Origin of the sequence: Clostridium cadaveris, from assembly GCF_020911725.1 — a bacterium.
In the GTDB taxonomy this organism is placed as follows: Bacteria; Bacillota; Clostridia; order Clostridiales; family Clostridiaceae; genus Clostridium_X; species Clostridium_X cadaveris.
On the sequence record NZ_CP076620.1, the window covers coordinates 2,769,165 to 2,795,088 of the forward strand.

At 31.9% G+C, this 25,924-nt stretch carries 21 protein-coding genes, 2 tRNA genes and 1 riboswitch; of the genes, 4 read left to right on the forward strand and 19 right to left on the reverse strand.

Annotated features, from left to right (window positions below):
- Positions 1-50: 50 nt before the first annotated feature.
- Both KQH81_RS17685 and KQH81_RS13185 read right to left on the reverse strand, forming a co-directional pair.
- A complete protein-coding gene (locus KQH81_RS17685; RefSeq protein WP_027638739.1) occupies positions 51-4,781 on the reverse strand; it encodes a S8 family serine peptidase in 4,731 nt (1,576 codons plus the stop codon).
- A gap of 162 nt (positions 4,782-4,943) precedes the next feature.
- On the reverse strand, positions 4,944-5,780 hold the full coding sequence (locus KQH81_RS13185) for a polysaccharide deacetylase family protein (protein ID WP_074845348.1): 837 nt from the start codon (positions 5,778-5,780) through the stop codon (positions 4,944-4,946).
- Positions 5,781-5,906: 126 nt separating this feature from the next.
- Here KQH81_RS13185 and KQH81_RS13190 point away from each other — a divergent pair.
- Positions 5,907-5,982: transfer RNA gene (locus KQH81_RS13190), tRNA-Trp, on the forward strand.
- A gap of 139 nt (positions 5,983-6,121) precedes the next feature.
- On the opposite strand, the gene KQH81_RS13195 is transcribed toward KQH81_RS13190, so the two are convergent.
- The 9 genes from KQH81_RS13195 to KQH81_RS13235 all read right to left on the reverse strand — a co-directional run bounded on the left by KQH81_RS13195 (position 6,122) and on the right by KQH81_RS13235 (position 11,653).
- A complete protein-coding gene (locus KQH81_RS13195; protein ID WP_035770718.1) occupies positions 6,122-6,397 on the reverse strand; it encodes a hypothetical protein in 276 nt (91 codons plus the stop codon).
- Between the two features lie 26 nt (positions 6,398-6,423).
- A complete protein-coding gene (gene cobS, locus KQH81_RS13200) occupies positions 6,424-7,179 on the reverse strand; it encodes an adenosylcobinamide-GDP ribazoletransferase (protein WP_027638737.1) in 756 nt (251 codons plus the stop codon).
- Between the two features lie 24 nt (positions 7,180-7,203).
- Positions 7,204-7,755, reverse strand: coding sequence for a bifunctional adenosylcobinamide kinase/adenosylcobinamide-phosphate guanylyltransferase (gene cobU, locus KQH81_RS13205; protein WP_027638736.1), 552 nt, complete (start codon positions 7,753-7,755; stop codon positions 7,204-7,206).
- A gap of 13 nt (positions 7,756-7,768) precedes the next feature.
- Positions 7,769-8,353, reverse strand: a complete 585-nt coding sequence (cobC, locus tag KQH81_RS13210) for an alpha-ribazole phosphatase (RefSeq protein ID WP_027638735.1) — start codon at positions 8,351-8,353, stop codon at positions 7,769-7,771.
- 8 nt (positions 8,354-8,361) lie between these two features.
- Positions 8,362-9,444, reverse strand: a complete 1,083-nt coding sequence (gene cobT / locus KQH81_RS13215; RefSeq protein ID WP_027638734.1) for a nicotinate-nucleotide--dimethylbenzimidazole phosphoribosyltransferase — start codon at positions 9,442-9,444, stop codon at positions 8,362-8,364.
- A gap of 173 nt (positions 9,445-9,617) precedes the next feature.
- Positions 9,618-9,989, reverse strand: a complete 372-nt coding sequence (locus KQH81_RS13220; protein WP_027638733.1) for a GNAT family N-acetyltransferase — start codon at positions 9,987-9,989, stop codon at positions 9,618-9,620.
- Between the two features lie 238 nt (positions 9,990-10,227).
- Positions 10,228-10,303, reverse strand: a tRNA-Trp gene (locus KQH81_RS13225).
- A gap of 91 nt (positions 10,304-10,394) precedes the next feature.
- The gene (locus KQH81_RS13230; RefSeq protein WP_027638732.1) at positions 10,395-10,661 is read right to left on the reverse strand and encodes a hypothetical protein; all 267 of its coding nucleotides are present in this window, start codon (positions 10,659-10,661) and stop codon (positions 10,395-10,397) included.
- 65 nt (positions 10,662-10,726) lie between these two features.
- Positions 10,727-11,653, reverse strand: a complete 927-nt coding sequence (locus KQH81_RS13235; RefSeq protein ID WP_027638731.1) for a metal ABC transporter substrate-binding protein — start codon at positions 11,651-11,653, stop codon at positions 10,727-10,729.
- A gap of 151 nt (positions 11,654-11,804) precedes the next feature.
- On the opposite strand from KQH81_RS13235, the gene tsaE reads away from it, so the two are divergent.
- Genes tsaE through rimI form a run of 3 tightly spaced genes read left to right on the forward strand, consistent with a single transcriptional unit; the run spans position 11,805 to position 13,432 of the window.
- On the forward strand, positions 11,805-12,266 hold the full coding sequence (gene tsaE, locus KQH81_RS13240) for a tRNA (adenosine(37)-N6)-threonylcarbamoyltransferase complex ATPase subunit type 1 TsaE (protein ID WP_027638730.1): 462 nt from the start codon (positions 11,805-11,807) through the stop codon (positions 12,264-12,266).
- Positions 12,263-12,970: a tRNA (adenosine(37)-N6)-threonylcarbamoyltransferase complex dimerization subunit type 1 TsaB gene (gene tsaB / locus KQH81_RS13245; protein ID WP_027638729.1), complete on the forward strand. Its 708-nt coding sequence runs from the start codon at positions 12,263-12,265 to the stop codon at positions 12,968-12,970. Before tsaE ends, tsaB begins: the two co-directional genes overlap by 4 nt.
- 3 nt (positions 12,971-12,973) lie before the next feature.
- The gene (gene rimI, locus KQH81_RS13250) at positions 12,974-13,432 is read left to right on the forward strand and encodes a ribosomal protein S18-alanine N-acetyltransferase (protein WP_027638728.1); all 459 of its coding nucleotides are present in this window, start codon (positions 12,974-12,976) and stop codon (positions 13,430-13,432) included.
- A gap of 50 nt (positions 13,433-13,482) precedes the next feature.
- On the opposite strand, the gene KQH81_RS13255 is transcribed toward rimI, so the two are convergent.
- The 8 genes from KQH81_RS13255 to recD2 form a co-directional block, all read right to left on the reverse strand.
- Positions 13,483-14,118, reverse strand: a complete 636-nt coding sequence (locus KQH81_RS13255) for an ECF transporter S component (protein WP_230028389.1) — start codon at positions 14,116-14,118, stop codon at positions 13,483-13,485.
- A 96-nt stretch (positions 14,119-14,214) separates the two neighbouring features.
- Positions 14,215-14,329: riboswitch (FMN riboswitch) on the reverse strand.
- A 56-nt stretch (positions 14,330-14,385) separates the two neighbouring features.
- Positions 14,386-16,554, reverse strand: coding sequence for a Tex family protein (locus KQH81_RS13260; protein WP_178311349.1), 2,169 nt, complete (start codon positions 16,552-16,554; stop codon positions 14,386-14,388).
- Positions 16,555-16,578: 24 nt separating this feature from the next.
- Positions 16,579-17,701 (reverse strand): peptide chain release factor 2 gene (gene prfB, locus KQH81_RS13265; protein WP_177192669.1). Its coding sequence is split into 2 segments (ribosomal slippage): positions 16,579-17,622 and positions 17,624-17,701, totalling 1,122 coding nucleotides; the frame shifts between segments, so codons are not numbered across the junction.
- Positions 17,702-17,775: 74 nt separating this feature from the next.
- Positions 17,776-20,289, reverse strand: coding sequence for a preprotein translocase subunit SecA (secA, locus tag KQH81_RS13270; protein WP_027638725.1), 2,514 nt, complete (start codon positions 20,287-20,289; stop codon positions 17,776-17,778).
- 354 nt (positions 20,290-20,643) lie between these two features.
- Positions 20,644-21,171, reverse strand: a complete 528-nt coding sequence (gene hpf / locus KQH81_RS13275) for a ribosome hibernation-promoting factor, HPF/YfiA family (RefSeq protein WP_168972586.1) — start codon at positions 21,169-21,171, stop codon at positions 20,644-20,646.
- A 649-nt stretch (positions 21,172-21,820) separates the two neighbouring features.
- On the reverse strand, positions 21,821-22,504 hold the full coding sequence (locus KQH81_RS13280; protein WP_230028391.1) for a ComF family protein: 684 nt from the start codon (positions 22,502-22,504) through the stop codon (positions 21,821-21,823).
- On the reverse strand, positions 22,477-23,493 hold the full coding sequence (locus tag KQH81_RS13285) for a hypothetical protein (RefSeq protein WP_230028393.1): 1,017 nt from the start codon (positions 23,491-23,493) through the stop codon (positions 22,477-22,479). The genes KQH81_RS13280 and KQH81_RS13285 overlap by 28 nt, the downstream gene beginning before the upstream one ends.
- Before the next feature lie 15 nt (positions 23,494-23,508).
- Positions 23,509-25,740, reverse strand: coding sequence for an SF1B family DNA helicase RecD2 (recD2, locus tag KQH81_RS13290; protein ID WP_027638721.1), 2,232 nt, complete (start codon positions 25,738-25,740; stop codon positions 23,509-23,511).
- Between the last annotated feature and the right edge of the window lie 184 nt (positions 25,741-25,924).

The window sequence follows — 25,924 nt, forward strand, 5'->3', positions numbered from 1 at the left end:
ATTTCAAATAAAAGAGCAGATTTCCTAAGAAATCTGCTCCTTTATATCATTTATCTTAAATCATTTATTTGATTTTTTTTATTTCTTCTTCTTTGCTCTGATAAGAAAGCAACACCGGCTAGAGTCATAACAACTCCAAATGTCATTATATCAGCAAAGCTTATTGGTGATCCTGTTTGAGGAAGTTTTCCAATCCCAGTAGATGGTTTATCATTAGTTGGCTTATCAATACTTCCACTACCGCCACCAGGATTATCATTCTTTATCTTAATAGTGAACTTTATAGTCTTTTCAGTAACATTACCAGCTTTGTCTTGAACTTTTACAACTAAGCTATATTCTCCATTCTCCATAATTTCCTTAGTCAAGTCAAAATCCTTGCCGTTTAATGTAGCTGTTACAACTGCATCCTTTTCTGCTTCAACGCTTACCTTTACAGCCTTGTCATAAGTTTCTCCATCTTCTACACCAGATATCTTAAATTCTGGAGCAGTCTTGTCTATTGTAAACTTAACTACAACTTCTTTTGACTTATTATTAGCCTTATCTACTGCAAATGCTTTTAACTCGTATTGACCTTCGTCACTTATCATTGTTCCAGGCTTATACTCTTTTCCATTTAAAGTTGCAGTTATAGTAGCATCCTCACTAGCAGTTATTTCTGGCTTAACTTCACTCTTATATGCCATACCATCTTCTACACCTTTTATTACAACTTCTGGAGCAGTCTTGTCTATAACAAACTTAACTACAACTTTAGTTGAATTCTTTGCAGCATCTATAGCAGTTATTTCTAACTCATAGTTACCTTCTTCTGTTATAGGATTTCCAAGATCATATGGTTTTCCATTTAATAATACTGAAGTTTCAGCTTTTTCATTAACTGATAATCCTACAGTTACATCCTTATTATAATGTCCGCCATCTTCAACACCTGTAATCTTTACTACAGCTGGTGTTTTATCTATGACAAATTTATAAATTACAGTATTTTTGTTTCCAGCTTTATCTGTTGCAACTATCTTTAATTCATAATTGCCTTCAGAAGATATTGCCGTTCCACTTACATAAGCTTTTCCGTTTAGTGTTATTTCAGCTTTAACCTCTTCACCAAATGAGATAGTAGGAGTTACATCTTTATTGTAAACCCATCCATCATTTAATCCTTCAACTTTTATTTCTGGATTAGATTTGTCTATCGAAAATTCAAATGATTTTTCTGATTTGTTTCCAGCTTTATCTGTTGCAGCTACCTTTAATACATATTTTCCGTCTTCAGTTATAGCTGTCTCATTCACATAAGCCTTTCCATTTAAAGTAATCTCTAGCGTAGCTTCCTCATTAGTCATTACTTTTGCAGCTACATCTTTATTGTATAATCCTTTATCTTCTATTCCTTGTACTGATATTTCTGGTGCAGTCTTGTCTATAGTGAAAGTATAAGTTTCTGTTGTTATATTACCTGCTAAATCCTTTGCTACTGCCTTTAATACGTGAGTTCCTTCTGCATTTACAGTTGTTCCATTTTCATATGGATTTCCATCTAGAGTAAGTTCTAAAGTTCCCTCTTTATCCATAGAAACATTAGGAGTTACATCTTTATTGTAAATACCATTATTCTTTATTCCATTTATAGATACAACTGGTGCTTTAATATCTATATTTACATTTAATTTACTCATTTGAGAATTGTGAGCATTATCCATTGAGAGAACAGTAATAACAGCTTTATCTTGACCTTCAGGCAAAGTTATCTTAGCTGTTCTATTATTACCATCAGCTTTTATATCTACATCTTTAACAATTTTGTCATTTATAAATATGCCTTCTAAACCTACTCCTGAAAGATTATCAGTAACTGTCCATGCCACTTCATACTCTCTGCTATTAGTAATAGAAGGTGAAGTTATATTGATTTCTGGTTCTGTTACGTCTAATTTCATTGGAATTCTATATTCCTGAGCTTCAGCACCTTCAATTCCTACAACTGGTTTTAAAAGAACTGTATATTCTCCCTCTTCTTTTAGACTTCCATTTACTTTTCCATCCCAAGCAAATTGTGGCCATAAGAAAATCTTCTTTCCTTTTCCATCAGGACTGTTATAAATTTGTCTTCTTAAATCAGTATCACGTGCTACTTCTCCAAGATTATTTCCATTTTTATCTTCTACTTCTACTGTAAATGATTTTGCATTTCTCATAAAATATATTACTGGTACTAAACTATCCATGTTTCCATCACCATTAGGTGAGAACGCTAATTCTTCTGGCTTATCACTAGCATAATAATTCTTACCATTCATACCGTAAGCATATCTGCTTGCTAATTTCTGATCATTATATAAGAAGTTATTCTTTTCTTGATCCCATACAAAATTGCTTAATACAGGAGCTTGATCCCATTCACCATAATAACCCATGAATGGAACATTTAGGTTTGGAACACCTTCTGTCTTAGATGTAAGCATTATATATCCTTCTAAAAATCTTTCTGCATCTAAATTTCCTATAGTAAGAGTTGCAGTAAATTCTACTGATCCCCCAGCTGGTACCTTTATTGTCTTACTTCCAAAAGTTAAATCTGCTTTATCTTTTGAAAGGACTATATCTTTACTCATTCCTTGTTTAAACTCAGTATCACCATCTGTTAAAACTCCATCTAATATTGACAAATCATACACTGCTTCTTTTGTTCCATAGTTTTGAACTTTTATATTAAAGCTCTTACCATCTTTTCCTATTTCCTTCAAAGCTACATTTGATTCTCCATCATAGGTTGCAGTAACTCTATTCTTTACTGCATTATTTAATTGAATTAGTCCAGAACCTTGTCTTCTTGGAGAGAATGGAACTCCTGAGCCATCCTTCTTTACATCTGAAGTGTTCATGGCACAATTTTTAGCATATTCAACTAAAGCTCTTGGAGTAGCAAATTTAAAACTATCTTTAGATTTTTCAATTTCTTGTTTTATTATAGCCATAGCTCCAGCTGCATGTGGAGCCGCCATAGAAGTTCCACTATATACATCATATTGATTATTGTTTACAGTGGATGTTATATTTCCTCCTGGAGCTGCTATTTGAGGTCTAAAATCTAGATTTGGAGCAGGTCCCCAAGAAGTACTATCATCATAATCTCCTGCTGATGGATTTACTACTTGTACAGTTCCATCATTTAACACTACAGTTGGATCATGTGAAATATCATTTATTAAAGCAACACCTGCATTGTGAGATGTAAATATAGCAGGTATAGTTATACTAGGATCTGTAGCCATACTAACCATTGCGTCTCCACCTGCTTCATGGTTGTAAACTATAACCCCAGCTGCCCCTTGTTTTTGAGCATTTAATATCTTATCTGTAAATGCTAATTCTCCTCTTTGAACTAGAACAATCTTATCTTTTACATCTTTTAATTGTTCTGGTTTTCCAAGACCTCCATCCACAAAATTTTTAAGTTCGTTATTTCCAAACTTAACTTGATGAGCCTTGAATGGGAATTTTCGATCATCTTTTCCAGATACTTTTATTGATATAGCATTAGCTGATATAGCTGAATTTTGATAATTCGCCACCATAAGAGCATCTTCTGATAATCCTGGTGTTCCCGATGTAGAAGTATCTTTTACCTTAGGATCAACATATGGATATGTTGATGTAGATGAGTTACCAGCGGAAATAACTACTATTATTCCAGCCTCTGTTGCTTTCTTTACTGCTTGTTGCTCTGGATCATTGCTATCTTGGAATCCAGATGGTGCTCCCAAACTCATATTTATTACATCTGCACCTAAAATTATAGAGTCTTCTATTGCTGCAATTATATCATCACTGTATGCACCTTTTCTATTTACATCATTTGAGAAAACTTTCATGTTTAAAAGCTGAGTTTCTGGTGCTACACCTTGTATAGCAGCTCCATTTTTAACTTCTTCCTCATCGCCATTAGCTCCAACTATTCCAGCAACGTGCATTCCATGCCCGCCATCTGGTTTAGTATCTTTTACAATATCTTCTTTTATAGAACTACCTTTTGCATCTGCATAATTGTGAGCAAATGGAACTTTTTCTGTGCAATATCCCTTTAGTTTATAACTTCCTTTTTCAGCTTTAAGATCATATTTATCTATTTTTTCCTTAACTGAATCCTCTGTAAGTTTAAGCTTTGCTTTTTCCGAAGGTGCTTTCATATCTTTATGTTCATAATCTATTCCTGTATCTATTATAGAAACAAGCTGACCTTCTCCTTTAAATCCATAGTCCTTCCATTCATCATAAACTTGAGTAAGTTTTTTAGCATTAGTCATATCAGCAGTGTAAGTATTAGCTAATCTTACATTTTTCACCCCATACATGTCTTTTAGCTTGTCTACCTCTTTTGCTTTTACATCCATACTAAAGCCGTTAAACGTTACTCCATAACTGTGTCTTATTTCTGCTCCTTCTAAGTCAGATGCAACTCTCTCTACTTTTTGAATATCATTTTTAGCTGACTCAACAGCGTAAGGAGTTGGCATTGATGATCGTTCCATAGCACTTTTTCCGTTAGTCTCGACTATGACTCTAACCAATTCCTCTGGATCTTTTAGAGTATCTTTAATTTCCTCCTTTTCATCTAACAGCTGCTTCTTTAATTCGTCTACTTTCTGTTGTACTTCAGAGTTGTTCTTTTCTAGTGCCTCTTTAGAGGCTTCTTTTGCAAATACAGACATGTTAGATGTTATTAATGCTAATGAAACTGTAAATGCAAGAATTTTTGACATCCCTCTTCTCTTCATAAAAATCCCCCTGTTTTATTTATTTTACAAAGCTAATTTATAGCTTAGTAATCACCCTTTATTTAACTTTCATTTACAATGAGTACACATTCATTGTGGTAATTTAATGCAATTTTAACATTTAAATCTTCAAATTTCAATATGAATAATCTTAATTTTTCATTATTTAATAGATTTAAATTCATATCCTTCATTTTTCAAATATAGGATTATACTTTCTAAAGACCTTACGGTACTTTCTTTAGCATTTGTATCATGCATTAATACAACTACCTTTTCTTTACCTTTTACAGTTTCTTTTAGTCTATTAAAAAGCCATTCTTCACTGGCACCTTGAACTTCTCCATCACCATTTAAAGCATTCCAATCTGCATAAACTTTTCCTTCTTCATGCAAAATCTCCTTAAACCTATGTTTATTATTTCCAAAAGAACCTCCTGGAAACCTAAATAATCTAGTTTCAAATTTATTGCCGAGTATATCATTTAGAACTTTAAACCCTTTCTCTTTTTCTTCTCTAAAACTATCTTCACTAGCATAAATCTTCTTGTAGTCATGATCATAGCTATGAGAGCCTATACTATGACCTCTAATATACTCTTCCTTAAGAATCTTGCTATTTTCCATAGCCATATTTCCTACAACAAAAAATGTTGCCTTTATATTATATTTATCTAAAATATCCAATATCACAGACGTTACATAATTGCTTGGTCCATCATCAAATGTTAAATATGCAGTTTTTTTCCCATCGTTTTTATAGACATCTTCAAGAAAAACTTTCTCATCTTCGTTTGCTCTATACCTAAGAGGTTGCTCCACTACTCCCTCATTTATTGGCTTATCAACTTTATCTTCTATTTCAGAAGCTTGTACAGTATTGCTTCGTAAGTTTAAATATAAGTAAAGTTCAATAGACAACATATTATAAAAAAGCAATATAAAAATTATAATTATGTAGTTTTTCTCAAGCTTTTTCTCTTTAAAAAATTCTCTCATATTACCACCACCTATCTCCATTATATTTTATTTCTTCCATAATATGTTACAAAATTGTATCTAAATTATTTTTTTGTAAAAAAACTTGCTATTACATAAAATTTGTATTATAATATTATTGTTCGAAGGGGTATAGCTCAATTGGTAGAGTAGCGGTCTCCAAAACCGTTGGTTCCGGGTTCAAGTCCTCGTGCCCCTGCCAAAAGCAGTCAGTGAAATACTGACTGCTTTTTATTATATTTTTTTACATAAAAATAGAGAACAATAAAAACATACATTTCTTATCGTTCTCTAGATTAAATACTCTTTGTTATAATTAAATCCTTATTATATACTGAATTCTACTTATCATCATCTTCTATTTCTTCAATAACAAACTTATCGAACTCTATATCCTCAATGAAGTTATCCTTATTGAAAGCTGTCTTTCCAAATTGATTGTACCTCTTTAAGTTTACAGGGAGCCAGTATGGCTTTGCTATATCAAGTTTATCGCATATCTCATTTATACAATATGTAAGGCATGCCTGATATTCATCTATATCTTCTGATATAACTACGCAATCTTTTACTATCTTAGTATCTTTCATTATTTTGCCCCATATCTTTATTACCATATGTTCCTCCTCCTAAAACCGTAAACTTAGAATAAATATGAATTAGATATAATTAAAGTTAAAATTTCACTTAACTCATTACCTGCCCCTAAAGTATCTCCAACAAGTCCTCCTATCTTGATATTACAATACTTATTGAATAAAAACACTATAATATATGAGCATGCTATAAGTGATATTGTTCTAATAGGTCCAACTATAAGTGTTCCTATTATCATAATCTCCACAAAGGTTATTATAACTTCTTTTATACCACAGTTCCCTATATAAACATTTCCGCTACTCTTTTCCTTTGCACTTTTACCTATAGAGAAAAGAAATACCATAGCACCTCTTCCTATTACAGGAGTTACTATCATAAGGCTTATAAGTCCTCTTTGTTCTAAAAGTATAAATGATACTATCTTTAAAAGAACATCAAAGAAAATTGCAAGTGAACCATAGGTCCCCATTCTACTATCCTTCATGATTTCTAGAATTTTATCTTTTCCACCTTTAAATGAATAAAATGCATCAAAGACATCTCCGAGTCCATCAACATGAAGAGCCCCTGTCAACATGACTCCCGCTATGACAGCTATTACAATAGCAATTTCTGATGCTATAATATTTTGAAGAAGGAAATATATCAAATATTGAATTCCTCCAACTATAAGTCCTATTATAGGAAAATATGATATTCCTATTCTAAAATCATCCATATTACAACTTAGTTCTTTGTTTACGGGTATTCTAGTCATAAATTGTATCATAAGAAGAAACCCATTTAAATATTTTTTCATAACTTTGCTCCTATTTTTCTAAAATTACCCCTTTAATTTTAATGGAATTCCACAGCTCACTAGATAAACTTCATCACAAGCCATTGCTATATGTTGATTTACAAATCCCGCTACGTCTCTAAATATTCTAGACAATTTATATTCTGGCACAAGTCCCCAGCCTACTTCATTAGTGATAAGAATCAAATTTTTATCTAACTCTCTGGCTTTTGAAATCAATACTGTAAACTGCCCTTTTATATATTCAGTCACTTTATCTATTTCATCCTGACTTGCTTTATCAAAATCTATAGGACTATCAAATAATAGGTTTGTAGTCATTACAGTGACACAATCTAAAAATATATTTTTTTCACTATAATTCCCTAAAATTTCATCTAAATTCTTATATCCTTCGTAAGTTGGCCAGTTTTGATTTCTACTTTCTCTATGTCTCTTTATCCTTGCTGCCATCTCTTTGTCTGTCACTATTGCAGTAGCTATGTAAAGTACATCATCTGTATCCTTCAAAAGAGATTCACCAAAAGAACTCTTTCCACTTCTGCTTCCTCCAGTTACTAAAGTAATATTGCTCATTTCAATTCTCCTCCTAGTCTATATGAACTATAGAATCAATGTACATGTAATTATCTTCATATTTTATAACAGATACATCTCCATTTTTACTTGCAAATTTCCAATAAAAATCAAGATTTCCTTCTAATATATGACAATATACAGCTCTTATGACTCCTCCATGAGTTACTACTAATATATTATCTTCATTTTCTTTTTCAACATCTAAAATAAAACTTTCTACTCTATCATAAAAATCTCTAAAACTTTCTCCATCTTCTGGCTTGAAATTCTCCCAATCTTTAATCCAAATATCATGTTCTTTAGGAAAACTACTCTTTATTTCATCATAAGTAAGACCTTCAAAAACGCCAAAGCTTCGCTCCTTAAGCCTTTCATCTTCAACAATGCTACATTTAGGTTCTATTAAAGCTAAAGTTTCCTTTGCTCTTTTAAGCGGACTCACATAGGCTTTAGTGAAATTTACATTTTTTAAATACTCATTTAGTTTTTTACCCTGATCCTTGCCAATAGAATTTATAGATGAATCTAAGGATCCATAATAAACTCCTTTTTCATTACTTTCAGTTTTACCATGCCTTACAAAATAAATATTCATAAATCCTCCTAAAGGCTGTCATCTTCCCTTATGTCTACATAATCATCCTTTGATATTCCTGATTCATTGAAAGATGACATATTACATAAAGTGAATAGAGCCATATCCGCTATTTTAAATGTAAATGGGCATCCTGAACCTTCTCCAAGTCTCATATTTAAATTAATCATAGACTGCAATCCCATTTCTTCTAAAACTGTTCTACTTCCCTCTTCCATAGAAATATGAGATGGGAATATATAATCTCTAACTAATGGATTTAATCTATATGCACATAAAGCTGCTGCTGCAGAAATAACTCCATCCATAACTATAGGAATTCTCTCATAAGCAGCACCCAAGAAGCATCCACATAACCCTGCTATATCTAACCCTCCAACCTTACTTAAAACATCTATAGTATCACTTTTATCAGGTTTATTTACTTCTATAGCTCTTCTTATAACTTCTTTTTTATTTTCAAGTCCTAAGTCCGTAAGCCCAGATCCTTTCCCAACTATACTGTCACTATGTCTTCCAGTTAATACGCTTATTACCGCTGCTGAAGTAGAGGTATTTCCTACTCCCATCTCTCCTGTACCAAGCATCTCATAACCATTTTTCTTCAAATCCTTTACAATATCTATTCCTACATTTATAGCTTTTATCACATCTTCTCTAGACATAGCTGCTTCTTTTGCTATATTCTTTGTACCATAAGAAATTTTTCTATTTAGTATCCTTGAATCATCAACCTCTGCATTTATACCTATATCAACAACGGTTAAATCTGATCCTACATATTTACTTAAAAGGCACACTCCTGTAGTTCCCTTTACAAAATTTAGAGACACAGTAAGAGTTGTGGATTGAGGGCATGTCGATACACCTTCATCTACAATGCCATTATCAGCGCACATTATTACTATAGACTTTTTTTCTATAGTTTTTACAGCTTTTTCATTAATTCCGCTAAGTTTTATAACTATATCTTCTAATGTTCCAAGACTTCCTATAGGCTTAGCTAAATTGTCTATTTTTGTCTTTACATCCTTCATAACTTGTACATTTAGTGGTTTTATTCCATTTATAATGCTGTTTATATTATCCATAAAGCTCCCCCTAATAAGAAAGACCTCTATACTATTATAGAGGTCAAATAATACTATTTATTAGCTAAAACAAGTAAAGTTTTCTCTTCTTGCTTATGCTCAATTCTCATTATATAATTTTACATAATAAAAATCAATTAATTTTAAATATTCTAATCTATTGAATGCCTACATTATATATTATAAATATAAATTCTAGCCATAGTATTTTCATCTTTGTCAAGAAATACTTTTTCTAAATTAAATCCTGTTTTCTCTAAAACTCTCCATGCTCCAATATTCTTCTCAATTACTTTAGCGACAATTTTCATATTAAGGTTACTATCTTTCAACATCTTTAGTACGCTTCCTATACCTTCTATACTATATCCAAGTCCTCTATATTGGCTGTAAATCTCATAATTTATTTCTACAGCACCAAATTTATTCAATTTTGTGTGACACCAGCCAATATTTTCTCCATTTTCATTTAGTATAAATTTGTAAATAGTCTCACTCGGTTCATTTTTACTTAACTCTACTTTTAGCCTACAATTCTTATCCATAATTCCTCCCAATAACTAGAGTTACCCCTTTTTTATTGGCTATAGTATATCACAGTTCTAAAGTTATTTTAAAATCACTTTTTTAACTATTTCATTATAAAAAAAACTTTTTTTAAGATATTGTTAATATTTCTTATATTATTTAAAAATATATCTTTTAAAATGTATTTCAATTGCTTCATATTAAAATTTAATACTTTTAAACAAAAAAATAGCCAGTAATTTTACTGACTATTTTTGGCAGGGGCACGAGGACTTGAACCCGGAACCAACGGTTTTGGAGACCGCTACTCTACCAATTGAGCTATACCCCTAAGACAAAATTTATTATAAATTAATTCAGTAAATTTTGCAACACATTTTTTTCTTCGCATTGCTCTAAAAAAGACGACCCTTAAAACAATACTAAAAAAATATCTTCTCTATAGCAAAGCAATAAATCACCATAGTGATTCCTACTATAAAGAAACGTATAAAAAATCCATAGCCTGACCTTATTAAATCAAAATCTTGTCCCCATCTTGATTTTATATCTTGATGAGAAGCTGTTCTACTGTACTGGTAAATAAAATCTTTTGCTGTAGTCCTTGGACTATTAATTGCACAAATACCGATAAATAAAACCACTGCTGCTATAACAACCAATATCATTTCTGCTTTTTCATAGCTCATATCAAAAAAACTAGCAATATTACTTTAATAATATGAGCATATTTTAAAACTATCATATTTTACATTTATTTTTCAGACTCGAAACTCGTGAATTTTTCAACTAACTTTTGTAAAAATTCATAATTGGAATTATGATATTTATCTATATCTATATACATAGTTTTCATTCCAAACTCTGTTATTATGCCTTCATTTTCTCTAAGGATATCATTATAACCACATAGAAAAATAAGGTTTTTAGTTTCTTTAAATTTTTCTTTCATAGTATCCCATTCTTCTTTTTTTAACTCCTTAGGAATTTTTATAGTTTTTAATCCCTTGTATTTTAGAAAATAATCAAATGTGTCTTCTCTTACAACAAAAGTATATTGACTTACCTTTTCTAATGATTCATTCAAACTCTCTTCAAGCTTATTAATCTTTTCCATAGCTTCTTTGAAATTTTTTTCATATTTATCTCTATTCCTAGTGTCCTTTTCAGTAACAGCAACTCTTATGTTATTCAAAGCAGTTTTATAATTTTCTAAATTCATCCAATAATATGGATTCTCCTTATACTCCTTTTCCTTTATCTTTCTAGGCTTTGTAAGAGGTAATGATATGATACCTCTAGATATATTCGAAGTGGATAGGGTTTCTCTTTTCACCAAATCCAAAAATCCATCTACCCAAGGCTCATTTTCCATTCCCATATACAAAAATAAATCCTGTTTCCCAACATTTATTACGCTATCATTTGTATATTCAAAATTTAAATTTTCATTGTCATTTTTAAACATATATGAAACATCATGGTCATCTCCTACAATGTCAAGAACCATATTATACAAGCTTTTTGTGGGAACCATGATTGATATGTAACTTTCTCTTTCCTTTTCATCTAACATAGGTGCATACTTTTTCTGCTGAACATTATGACTTACTACTATGGCTGAAATCACAACTGCATTAGTGATTATGAATGCTATTAAAAGTTTCCAACCTCGTTTCAATTAAATCACCCTCTAAATAATACTTACTTAATTTTAACCTCTAGTAAATTTCAAGTCAAACTTATTACATCGAAATATTCCCTAAGCTTTTCTTTTTATAGATTTTAGGATAAAATAAAGGATAGACTTTAATATTAGGAGGTCATTGACTATGGAATTTTTTGTACATAGCGTGGAGGAAACCTTTAATATAGGAAAACAATTGGGTGAACTATGCAACTCTGAAGATATAATATGTCTTATAGGAGATTTAGGCACTGGAAAAACTCATCTTACTAAAGGTTTTGCTACAGGTCTTAAAATAGATGAATACATAACAAGTCCTACATTTAATATAGTAAATGAATATCACAGCGGCAGACTTACTCTTTATCATTTTGATGTATACAGAGTAAATGACCCAGATGAAATAAGTGCAATAGGTTTTGACGAGTATATATTCGGTGAAGGTGTCTCTATCATTGAATGGGCTAATTATATAGAAGAACTTATTCCAAAGAACTTTTTAAACATAGAAATAGAAAAAGTGCCTAGCCTAGGGGAAAATGTGAGAAAAATCACTTTAACTCCTCATGGAGAGCAATATGATTATATAAAGGAGATTATTATATGATAGTTTTGAGTATAGATTCAGCAACAGACGCTGCAACTGCTGCTGTAGTTAGTAACGATCAAATATTAGGAGAAATGAATTTTGCAAATAAAAAGCAGCATTCAGTACTTATAATGCCTATGATAGATGAACTTCTTAAGTCATTAGATTTGACTATAGATGATATAGAAGGATTTGTAATATCTAAAGGCCCCGGCTCCTTTACAGGACTTAGAATAGGAATGGCTACAATAAAAGGATTAAGCCTTGGAAGCTCTAAGCCTTATGTATCTATATCTTCACTAGATTCTCTAGCCTATAACTTGTATGGAGCTAATGGAATAGTATGTCCTATCATGGATGCACTTAGAGAAAATGTATACTGCGGCTTATATAAGTTTGAAAATGGTGAGATGATAAAACTTATGGATTATGACAGGCTTTCATTAGATGAGCTTGTTTCAAAATTAAAAGAGTTTAATGAACCTGTATATTTTGTTGGAGATGGAACTAAAAAGTATGGAGAACTTTTAAAGAATTCTTTAGAAAACTGTTTCTTCGCTCCAAACAATTTGAACTATACTAGAGCATCTTCTCTTGGAGAGCTTGGAATAAAATTATTATCTCAAGGTATCAGCGATGATATAAATATATCTAATCCCCTATACCTTAGAAAATCCCAAGCTGAAAGAGAATATGATGAAAAACTAAAAAAAGGATTGTAGTCTATGTGTGATATAAAAGTGATTTTAGCTTCTAAAAATCACATAAATGATATGGTTAAAATAAGCGAAGAAAGTCTTGCAATACCTTGGAGTTTTCAATCCTTTGAAGAAGAATTTAAAAATAAATTTTCTAGATATGTAGTAGCTTTATGTGATGATAAAGTCGTTGGTTTTGGAGGCTGCTGGATAATTGTTGGCGAAGGAAATATAACCAACATAGCAGTTTCTCCTGAATATAGGGGCAAGGGAATAGGTTCTGCCATAGTGAAAGAACTATTAAGAATTTGCCATAAAGAAAATGGGACTGCCATCACACTTGAGGTTAGACGTTCTAACATCATTGCTCAAAATCTATATAAGAAATTTGGATTTGAAGTTGAAGGAATCCGCAAAGGATACTACGCTAATAACAAAGAAGACGCACTACTTATGTGGAATAGATCTTTAGAAAGTTTTATTTAGATATAAACAAAGAACCGCTGAATAAAAATCCAGCGGTTCTTTATTTTATGTTAGGCGGCTCTATTTGAACCTTTTGCACTTCCGTCTTTTACAGATGATAATACTGGTATAACCTTATTAAATAAAACCATTGTAACTACTGAAACAAGTAAACACTTAACTAAATTAAATGGAGTTATTCCTAATAGTACCAAAGTGAACGGATCAACTATGCTGCTATTAACAACTGTTCCCATAGATACAATTTGTTCCATTGTCATTCCCATAAACTTCACATAAGCAGGAAGCATAAAATAATAGTTAGCAAGTGCTGCTACAACAGTCATTGTTATACTTCCAGCAATTAATCCTATAATTGCACTTTTTCTTGTTTTATTTTTCTTATAGATAAGTCCTGTAACTAATACTAATGATCCTCCAACTAAAAAGTTGGCTGTTTCCCCAACCATAGCTGTGCTTGTACCTTTTATTAAAGCATAAAGAAAAACCTTGATAAATTCAACTACAACCCCTGCTACTGGTCCTAAAGTAAATGCTCCTACTATAGCCGGTACATCACTTAAATCAATTTTTAAAAAAGCAGGAAAAATTGGTAGTGGAAAATCTATTGCCATAAGAACAACAGCCACAGACGCTAAAAATGAGATTTTTACCATTTTGTTTAGTTTGATAGAATTGTTTGCCATTTTGATACCCTCCCAAATAATCCTCCAGGGTATAAGTACTAGAAACAAGAAAAAGCCCTGACAAAAAGCCAGGGCATAACTTACCATTTCTAATAATAATACCTTCTTTCATCCAGACTATACTGTCGGCCTCGGAATTTCACCGAATCATGCCTTACGGCTCGCGGGCTATACCGCCGGTAGGGATTTACGCCCTGCCCTGAAGATAACTTTATTATATTTTACAAATTTATTATATATCTTTTGTTTTTATAATTCAATATGTTTTTATAATTTTTCCTCTTTTTTCATTGAAAGGGATATCCTCTTTCTCTTAATATCTATATCTAAAACTCTAACTTCTACTATATCTCCAACTTTTACTATATCTAAAGGATGCTTTACAAACCTATCTGACATCTGGCTCTTGTGAACTAATCCATCTTGATGGACTCCAATATCAACAAAGGCTCCAAAGTCTGATACATTTCTTACAGTTCCATTTAAGATCATTCCAGGCTTAAGATCACTTATATCTAAAACACCTGATTTTAGTATAGGCTTAGGCATATCCTCTCTTGGATCTCTTCCTGGCTTTTGAAGCTCTTTTATTATATCTTGAAGTGTCATATCTCCAATGTTTAATTTCTCACTTAACATCTTTATTCCAACTTCTTTTGCTTTTGCCTCAATACCACTTAAAGCTCCCTTCTTTAAATCATTTAATGAATATCCAAGCTCTATTATTAACGCCTTTGCTGCTTCATAAGATTCTGGGTGAACAGCAGTGTTATCTAAAGCTTCTTTACTTTCCATAACTCTCAAGAAACCTGCACACTGCTCATAAGCCTTTTGTCCTAGTCTCTTTACCTTTAGAAGTTCTTTTCTGCTTTCAAACTTTCCTTTTTCTTCTCTGTACTGAACAATATTATTTGCAATTGATGCATTTATTCCTGAAATATATGAAAGTAATGATGGAGTTGCCATATTAAGATCTACTCCTACAGAGTTAACGCAGTCTTCAACAACACCTTTCAATGATTCATCCATCCTCTTTGGAGTTACATCATGCTGATATTGTCCAACCCCAATAGACTTAGGATCTATTTTTACAAGCTCTGCAAGTGGATCTTGAAGTCTTCTTCCTATGGATATAGCACCTCTTATTGTTACGTCTAAGTCAGGATATTCTTTTGTAGCAAGCTCTGAAGCTGAATAAACAGATGCTCCCGCCTCATTTACTATAACATAATATATATCCTTGTTCTTTTCTGATTTAACTTCCTTTATAAGCCTTGTTATAACCTCTTCTGATTCCCTGCTTGCAGTACCATTTCCTAGAGATATAACTTCTACATCATATTTATAGATAAGTTCCTTAAGAGTTCTTATAGTTCCCTCTACATCGCTTTTAGGAACTGTTGGATATACTGTAGCCTTTTCTAAAAATTTTCCTGTATCATCTAATACAGCGACTTTACATCCTGTTCTAAAACCAGGGTCATATCCTAAGACAACTTTGCCCTTTATAGGAGCTTGCATAAGAAGAGCTTTTAAGTTAGCTTTAAATATTGTTATAGCTCCTTCTTCTCCCTTTTCAGTTAGTTCATTTCTTATATCTCTTTCAATTGATGGATATATAAGTCTTTTTAAAGAATCTCTAATAGACATAGCTATATATTTATTTTGGTTTTCACTATATTTTAAAAGTCTGTTATCTAAATACTGAAGTATTTTTTCCTCATTGGATGTTATCTTTACAGAAAGTATTTTTTCCTTTTCTCCTCTATTTATAGCAAGAATTCTGTGAGCTGGAATAAATCTTACTTTCTCATTGTAGTCATAATACATCTCATAAGGAGTTGGTTCTTCTGATGAACCCTTTGTTTCTACAATACCTTCATTAAACACATAACTTCTTATCCATTTTCTATAATCTGCATTATCAGATATAGTTTCTGCTGCTATATCCATTGCTCCTTGAATAGCTTCCGCTACAGACTTTACACCTTTTTCTTCATTTATGAATTCAACAGCTATATCCTCTATATTTCCCAGAAAATCTTTTGAAAATAATGCTTCTGATAAAGGTTTTAATCCCTTTTCAACCGCCATTGTAGCTCTTGTTCTCTTTTTAGGCTTAAATGGCCTATATATGTCTTCAATTTCAGTTAATGTTTCTGCCTTCATAAGAGCAGATTTTACTTCCTCTGAAAGGTTTCCTTGTTCTTCTATGATTCTTAACACATCATTACGCCTATCATTTAAATTCCTTAGATATGTAAGCCTTTCATTGAAGGTTCTAAGAAGTTCATCACTAAGCCCTCCAGTTCTCTCTTTTCTATATCTAGCAATGAAAGGAACTGTATTTCCTTCATCTAAAAGTTCTATTACATTATTCACCTGAGTTAAGCTTATATTTAGTTCCTTACTCAATAATTCTTCTATTTTTTTCATATAATCCTCCTCATGAACTTCAAGCTAATTTAAATCCAAAGTTCCATTGCTGCTCTGTTTCAAATATTCATTTATAAATCCGTCTATCTCTCCGTCCATAACACTATTTACATTACCATTTTCTAAATTAGTTCTATGATCTTTTACTAAAGTATATGGTTGAAATATATATGATCTTATCTGACTGCCCCAAGCCATATCTTTAAGTTCGCCAGCTAAGTCTTCTATTTTCTCCTTATGAGCTCTTTCTTTAAGCTCTATAAGCTTTGCTTTTAATATCTTCATGGCAGATTCTTTATTTGTATGCTGACTTCTTTCATTTTGACATTGCACAACTATTCCTGTAGGAAGGTGAGTTATCCTTATTGCAGATTCAGTTTTATTTACATACTGTCCTCCTGCCCCTCCAGCTCTATAGGTATCTATCTTTAAATCGTCAGATTTTATGTCTATATCCTGATTTGCTGTAAGTTCAGGCATAGCTTCTACCGATGCAAAAGAAGTCTGTCTTTTGCCATTAGAATTAAATGGAGATATTCTTACAAGTCTGTGAATTCCTTTTTCTGCTTTAAGATATCCATAAGCATACCCTCCAGTTACCTTTAATGTCACTGATTTAATTCCTGCTTCATCACCAGCTAGATAATCCATAATTTCTGTTTTAAATCCCTTTTTCTCGCACCATCTTGTATACATCCTTAAAAGCATCTCAGTCCAATCCTGAGCATCAGTACCTCCAACACCTGTATGAAGATTTAAAATGCAGTTGTTTTTATCATATTCTCCACATAAAAGTATTTCTATTCTAAAGTTCTCTATAGAATCTTGTAGTTCTTTTATCTCCGATAAAATATCCCTTATAGAATTTTCATCATCTTCTTCTACAAGCTGGCCTAATTCGAATATATCTTCAAATCTCTGCTCTAAAGAATTAAATGCATCTATTCTATCTTTTAAAGATTTTGCTTCTTGAGTAATCTCTTGAGCATTTTTAATGTCATCCCAAAAAACACTGCTCTGCATCTTCATCTCAAGTTCATCTAACTTCTTTTTTAAGCTAGGCAAGTCAAAGAGAGTCCCTCATTTCATTTAATGTACCTCTAAGGCCTTCCAAACTTCCTAATTCTTGTTGTAATTTTAATATCACGCCTATCATCCTTTCTATGCCTAAATAAATATAGATTTGCAGAATAAGAGTTTCTGCAAATCTACTAAACAATACTAAGCCTCTCTGCCGCAGCAGTTTTTATACTTTTTACCACTTCCACATGGGCATGGATCATTTCTGCCTACTTTTTTCTCCTTCTTTATAGGAGTATGTGCTCCAGAATTTCCATCATCACTGTAGTTGGTTGCTGTTTCCTTTACAACTCTTTCTCTTTCTGGCGCCTTTTCTATTTGAACATGCATAAGCATTCTCACTGTATCAATCTTTATATTATCTATCATTTCATCAAACATATTACTTCCTTCGAATTGATATGCTTGAACTGGATCTTGTTGTTTGTAAGCTCTTAATCCTATACCTTGTTTTAAATGATCCATATTGTCTATATGATCCATCCACTTAGTATCAACTACTTTTAGAAGAACAACTCTTTCAATTTCCCTCATTTGTTCTTCTTCAAAATCCTTTTCCTTTTCATTATACATTTCAAAAGCTATATTCTTATATCTCTCTATCATTTCTTCATTTGAAAGTTTTTCTAGCTCTTCTGGCTTAATTAATGCTCTATGACCTATCATATCTTCCATGTAATGAGATAGAGCTTTTACTTCATCATTAAATGTATCTTCTACTCCAGTTATATGGGAACTTACAGCATTCTCTATAGCCCAGTTTATCATACTCTCAACTTGTTCTTTTAAGTTTGTTCCACTTAAAACTTCAGCTCTTTGAGAGTAGATAACTTCTCTTTGCTTATTCATAACGTCATCATATCCAAGAAGTGTCTTTCTTATATCAAAGTTGTTACCTTCAACCTTCTTTTGAGCACTTTCTATGGCTTTTGTAACCATCTTGCTTTCTATAGCTTCGTCTTCTTCTAAACCTAATTTGTCTATAAGTCCTTCAAGCTTTTCGGAACCGAATATTCTCATAAGGTCATCTTCTAATGCTATATAGAATTGAGATGTTCCTGGATCTCCTTGACGACCAGAACGTCCTCTAAGCTGATTATCTATTCTTCTTGATTCATGTCTTTCAGTACCTATTATCTTAAGACCACCAAGTTCTACTACATCATCGCCAAGCTTTATATCTGTACCTCTACCTGCCATGTTTGTAGCTATGGTAACCATACCCTTTTCTCCAGCATGAGATACTATATCCGCTTCCTTTTCATGATACTTAGCATTTAATACCTGATGAGGTACGCCCTTTTTCTTAAGAAGCATTGATAAAACTTCTGATTTTTCTATACTTACTGTACCAACAAGTACCGGCTGTCCTTTCTTATGACTTTCAATTATATCTTTTACTATAGCCTCGTATTTTCCTTTTACAGTCTTATATACTAAATCTGGCATATCTTGTCTTTGAATTGGTTTATGAGTAGGTATAACTATAACATCAAGTCCATATATCTCTCTAAATTCGTTCTCTTCAGTAAGAGCTGTACCAGTCATACCTGAAAGCTTAGTGTACATTCTAAAATAGTTTTGGAATGTTATTGTAGCTAAAGTCTTTGATTCTCTTTCTACCTTTACACCTTCTTTAGCTTCTATAGCTTGGTGAAGACCATCAGAGTATCTTCTACCTTCCATAAGTCTTCCAGTGAATTCATCAACTATGATAACTTCACCATTCTTAACCATGTAGTCTTTATCTATCTTCATTATATAATTTGCTTTTAATGCTTGAGTTACGTGGTGTTGTATTTCCATGTTTGCTGAATCAGCATAGTTATCTAAATGGAAATACTTTTCAGCCTTTTGCACTCCACTATCTGTCATTATAACTGATTTTGCTTTTTCATCTATTGTGAAGTCTTCCTCTTCTTTTAATGTCTTTACAAAGTAATCAGCAACTTTATAAAACTCTGTAGACTTTTCACCTTGACCTGATATTATAAGAGGTGTTCTAGCTTCGTCAATAAGGATGGAGTCAACTTCGTCCACTATACAGAAGTTAAGTTCTCTTTGAACTCTTTCCTCCTTATATACAACCATATTATCTCTCAAATAATCGAATCCAAATTCGTTGTTTGTTCCATATGTTATATCTGAGTTATAAGCTTCTCTTCTCTCCTCATTATTTAATTCATGAGTTATAACTCCTACTTTTAGCCCTAAGAACTCATAGATTTGTCCCATCCACTCTTTATCTCTTTTTGCAAGGTAATCATTAACTGTAATTACATGAACACCTTTGCCTGAAAGAGCATTTAAATATGCAGGAAGTGTAGCAACTAAAGTTTTTCCTTCTCCAGTTTTCATTTCTGAAATTCTTCCTTGGTGAAGAACTATACCCCCTATAATCTGTTCTCTATAATGTTTAAGTCCTAATGTTCTTACAGATGCTTCTCTTACAACAGCAAACGCTTCTGGTAATATGTCATCTAATGTTTCACCATTATTTAATCTATTTTTAAATTCTTCTGTTTTGTTTCTAAGTTCTTCATCGCTTAGAGGCTTTATACTATCTTCAAATTTTTCTACTTTATCTACTAAGGGCTGTATTCTTTTGACTTCTCGTTCACTATATGTTCCAAAAAACTTTTCTAAAAATCCCATTTTTTCATCCTCACACTTCTTGTAATATTAATCTATAATTCTATCATTTAAATTTTACTCAATTGGTATCCGTTGAAATAACTTCACATCTTTTTAGACGAAAATGTTTCAATAAACACACCTCTAGATAACGACTTCTAACCTTAAGATGAAGTTCACACCATCTGAATCTAAGAAGTCGGCTTATACTATTATTCTTCATGATATGATATATAGAATATTCATTTATAAATTATACCATTTAAGCTACTTATATTTCAACAATTAGCTTACATTATGATTATTGACATATTGTAAAATATATAAAACCCTTAGAGGAAGTTTTAATTTCACTCTAAGGGTTTAAATTACTTTTTAATATTCAGGTTCAATCAATCCATAATTCCCATCTTTTCTTTTGTAGACAACACATATATCATTATTGTCCGCATCTTCAAATACAAAGAAATTATGTCCTATAAGTTCCATCTCAAGTATAGCTTCATCTGTAGACATTGGCTTTATAGAGAATCTCTTAGTTTTCACTATTTTTGGCTCATCATCGCCACATTCCTTTAAATCATCTATATATTGATATCTTAATGAATCACCAACCTGTCTTCTTTGTAGTTTAGTCTTTTGCTTTCTTATCTGTCCTTCCAATTTATCTATAACTAAATCTATAGATGCATACATATCTTCTAAATCTTCTTGACCTCTAAGCACAACGCCGTTAAAAGGAATAGTCACTTCTACTATCTGCCTTTTTTTCTGTACACTGAGAGTTACATGAGCTACAACCTCCGGTCCAAAGTACTTTTCCAATCTAGAAAGTTTTTTCTCAACTGCCTCCTTAAGTCCTTGTGTTAGCTCTATGTTTTTAGCTACGATTTTAATTTCCATAAATTCCAGCCCCTCTCTATGGTGATATTCACCTATTTATTATGTTTTGTTAATCTAATTTTATACCATGTCCATCAACTTCTCAAACCTTTATATTTAAATTTATCTTCATTTATCTTATGTTTTCTTTCAATATCAATGTTTTTCTCTAAAGATTATATTTTTATAATTTTCAGATAATTTAATATTTATTTTACTCTTCTTTAATTAAATTCATTTATACTTCATATTTGACTGCTCTTAACAGTCATATTTATATAAAAATCCCTATAAAATTACATATGATTATCAAGAATTAAGGTATTAAAAAGGCACTTCAAAATTATAGGATTACCGTTCCTAAGTAAAATTAGGTCGGGAATAGGTCGGGAATTTCACTAAAAAGACAATAAAAAAGCAGCCCCTTAAGACTGCGAACCTCTGATATACAAAGGTTTGAAGCTAGCTGACCTGGTCTTTGACCCCACACTCGCCTGCAGGAGCTTTTGCTACCCGGATTTAACCTCTCACTACTAACCCTCTCATATTAAAATATGGCAGGACTTACTTCTAAGCCGCACCATGCTCATTAAAACTTTGTTTAACTTACGTGGATCGTTTTGCCTGCGACTGGCATCGACTTTCAACCACAAACCTAGCTACAATATTATTATATACGAGATTTTGCAACAGTCAATACCCAAACTTTTCTAGCACCGTTTTTCATAAGTTCTCTGCTACAATAAAATACTGTAGCACCAGTGGTCAACACATCATCTATAAGCATAATATTTTTATCCTTTACATTTTTACCACCTATAAACTTATAGCCATTTTTTGCATTCACCCAACGCTCTTCTACAGATAATGTCTTTTGTTTTCTGTGGCCATTTTTCTTCTCCAGAGTTTCTTCTACTTCTAAGTTGAATTTTCTTCCTATAATCATACTTAAGAATTCGCTTTGATTAAATCCTCTTTTTTTCTTATTTTCTTTAGTCATAGGTACATAAGTTATCATATCTATATCATTAAGATTAAGATTTTTCATGCATTCTATCATTAACTGACCTAAATATTCTCCACATTGAAAATCATCCTTATACTTGAAAACTAATATCATATTTTTGACTACAGAAGAATAATAAGCTGCACTATATATAGAAAGCTTATAATAATCTTTTTCTAAAATATATGGATCTTTTGGAATTAATATTTTCTTTTTACAGCTACTGCATAAAAAATCATATAAAACAGGCCTCCTGCAGTTTAAGCAGAGGCCTTCTTCTTCATCATATATAGTATTCAAAATGCATCTCTTGATGTATTCTACTCTTTCAACAAACCGCTTTCCCATGCCAACTTATTGAAGCTTCTAGCTATCTCCTTAGCTTTAGTCATATTTTCTGTCACAGTATTAGATAAAAATATGGTTTCTCCAAGGTTTCCACTATTGCTTATACCTACCTTCCCACATAAAAACAAGAGTCTCTTATATTTAAACTCAGTGCTGTCTGCAAAATAGACTATTATGTCTACATTCTTGACATCCTGAGGAATATTATACATTGGGCTTGTTAAAATTATAGTTGCTATGTCTTTATTTTTAATTTTCTTTAAAGATCGTCTATAGTCATTCTCAATATCTAATATTATATCCTCATACTCTTCATCTATATTTTGAAGGTACTCTGAGATAAGCTGACGACTTTGACTTGCAGGAAGATATATTATAAGATTTCTCTTACTTTCTATAAACCACTTTATATAATCATATATGATATACGGTATATCTTTTGATAAGTCTATTCTAGTATTCACTATCCTTGGCTCTATAAATGGATTTCTGCCCGATACATGCTCCATAGTATCCCCATCTAGAAGCACAGTTTCAACAGAGTACACTAGATACTTTTGAGTTTTCTTTGATATAGTAATTTCCTCTATCTCATCTCTACTATAATCCGCATACTCGCTTATATCATCATATATCACTAAATCAAAATTCATACTTAATTCAAAAGCATTTTCATGATTTGAAAATATGAGCTGAACACCTTCATCTAAACTTCCATTATTTCTAAAATAGGCATAATTTCTAAAGCCGCTGCTTCTTTTCAAAATCTTTAAGAATTTTATATTATCTTCTTGTTCATTTGTGATATATAACACTCTCTTTTTTGAATTCATAAAGTTTAAAACTGTGTTTAAAAATATATCTGGTGAACTGTATGGCGTGGCCAATATATTTAGCATAGAATTCTTATTAAAACTCCTGCTCCATCTTTCAATCTTTTCACTTATAGATTTCTCTGCATGATGTTTATGGGATTTGAACCAAATCATATAATCCCCCTTCTCCTATTCATTAAAAATATCATCTTTTAAAATATCTTGTATTCTCCATCGTAATGATGAATATCTCTCAAACGCTCTATCATTCTCAATCATAAATTTTAGCGCTTTAGGCGAACCATTTAAAACAACTAACTCTTTTGCTCTTGTTATAGCAGTATATATTAGATTTCTATTCATAAGCATAGGTGGTCCCATGAACATAGGTATCACTATTACAGGAAATTCACTTCCTTGACTTTTATGTATAGTTATTGCATAAGCTAGTTCTAATTCATCTAAGTACATGCTTTCATAACATACTCTTCTCTCATCATCAAAAATTATAGTTATTGAATTTCCTTCATTGTCTATTGATTCTATAAAGCCTATGTCACCATTGAATACCCCTAAACCTTCCTTTTCTCCACTACCTTTTATTCTGATCCATTGAAGATTATAATTATTTTTTGTCTGCATGACTTTGTCACCTTCTCTAAAAATCATGCCTCTATATTCTTTTTCTGCTTTTCCTTTTTCTCTTGGATTAAGTATATCCTGAAGATTGGAATTTAGATTGTCTACTCCAAGCATTCCCTTTCGCATAGGTGAAAGAATCTGTATATCACTAAAACCATCCCATGATTTATTGAACTTTGGAAGTCTAACTTTTATAAGCTCTTTAATTTTAGTTAAAATCTCTTCTGGTCCTTCTTCCTGCATAAAGAAGAAGTCTTTTCCCTTTTTATTTAGTAATGGCATCTCCCCATTGTTTATTTTGTGGGCATTTATAGTTATAAGGCTAGTTTCAGATTGTCTAAATATCTCCTGAAGTTTTGTAACTTTAACGCATCCACTTTCAATCAAATCTCTAAGCACATTTCCAGGTCCCACTGATGGCAGCTGGTCCACGTCTCCAACTATTACAAGTCTTGTTCCTATCTTTATTGCTTTTAAAAGACTGGACATCAATGATATATCAATCATTGAAGCTTCATCTATTATAATTACATCACATTCTAGAGGCGATTCTTCACCTTTTGCAAATACATCCAATGTTTCATCACCTGTAAAACCCATCTCTAAAAGTCTATGTATTGTCTTTGCTTCTCTATGAGTTGCCTCTGTCATTCGTTTTGCCGCTCTTCCTGTAGGAGCCGCCATTACCACCTTAAAACTGTTATCTTCAAATATGTCCATTATACAGTTTATTATGGTGGTTTTTCCTGTTCCTGGTCCACCAGTTATTATCTCAACTCCATGCTGAAAAGCTCCTCTTATAGCTTCCTTCTGACTATCAGCAAAAGCTATATTGTTCTTCTTTTGAAACTCCTCTATCTCATCATCAACTTTTATATTTAGGTCGTCATAATTTGATGTAGCCAAAGTTAAGATGTTCTTAGTAACACTAAGCTCACAATAATAGTAGAATGGTGTAAATACACACTCTAATCCTTCTATCTTTTCCATCTTTATCTTTCCATCAATTATGCAATCTGATATATTTCTTTCTATAATGCTCTCTTCAACTAAAAGAACCTTTGCTGCATTGTTGACAAGTTTATCCTTTGGTATATAAGTATGTCCCATAGCACAAAATTCATTCACTACATATTTAATTCCACTTTGAATTCTAAAAGGTGCATCTTTTTCTACTCCAAGGCTCCTAGCTATTTTGTCAGAAGTCTTAAAACCGATACCTGCAACCTCTTCACAAAGTATATAAGGATTTTCCTTCACTACAGTTACGGCTTGAGAGCCAAATCTCTTGTGTATTTTCATGCACTGATTAGGTCCTATCCCATAACTTTGGAGAAATATCATTATGTTTCTCACATCTCTCTGTTTTCCGTAAGAATCATATATGAGCTCAAGCTTTTTTTCACCGATTCCTTCTACCTCTCTAAGTCTTTCAATATCATTATCTAAAATATCTAAAGTGTCTTCTCCAAACTTATTTACTATTTTCTTAGCAGTTATTGGGCCTATTCCTACAATTACACCTGAAGCGAGATATTTTTCTATTCCTTTTGTTGATGTTGGCAAAATCTCTTCACAGCTTTTAACTTGAAATTGCTTTCCAAACTTAGGATGAGTTATCCACTGACCCAAAAGTTTTAAATTCTGGCCTTCAACTAGGTACGGAATAGTTCCAACTATTGTAACTATAGACTTATCAGCACTAAGTTTTGCAACTACATATCCGTTTTCCTCATTTTGAAAAACTATCTCATCTATTACTCCATTTATTTCATCCATAGAAATCTCCCTACTTAAAAAAATTACAATATTTATTATATCATATTTTTATAGTACTCCATATTTAATATTAGTTTATCCTATTAGTCTCCTCATATATTTACACAATTGTTACAATAATCATTCATAATTATTATTTTTTAATTTGACTTATTAATTGTCAAAAATTAAAATTGTATTGAGG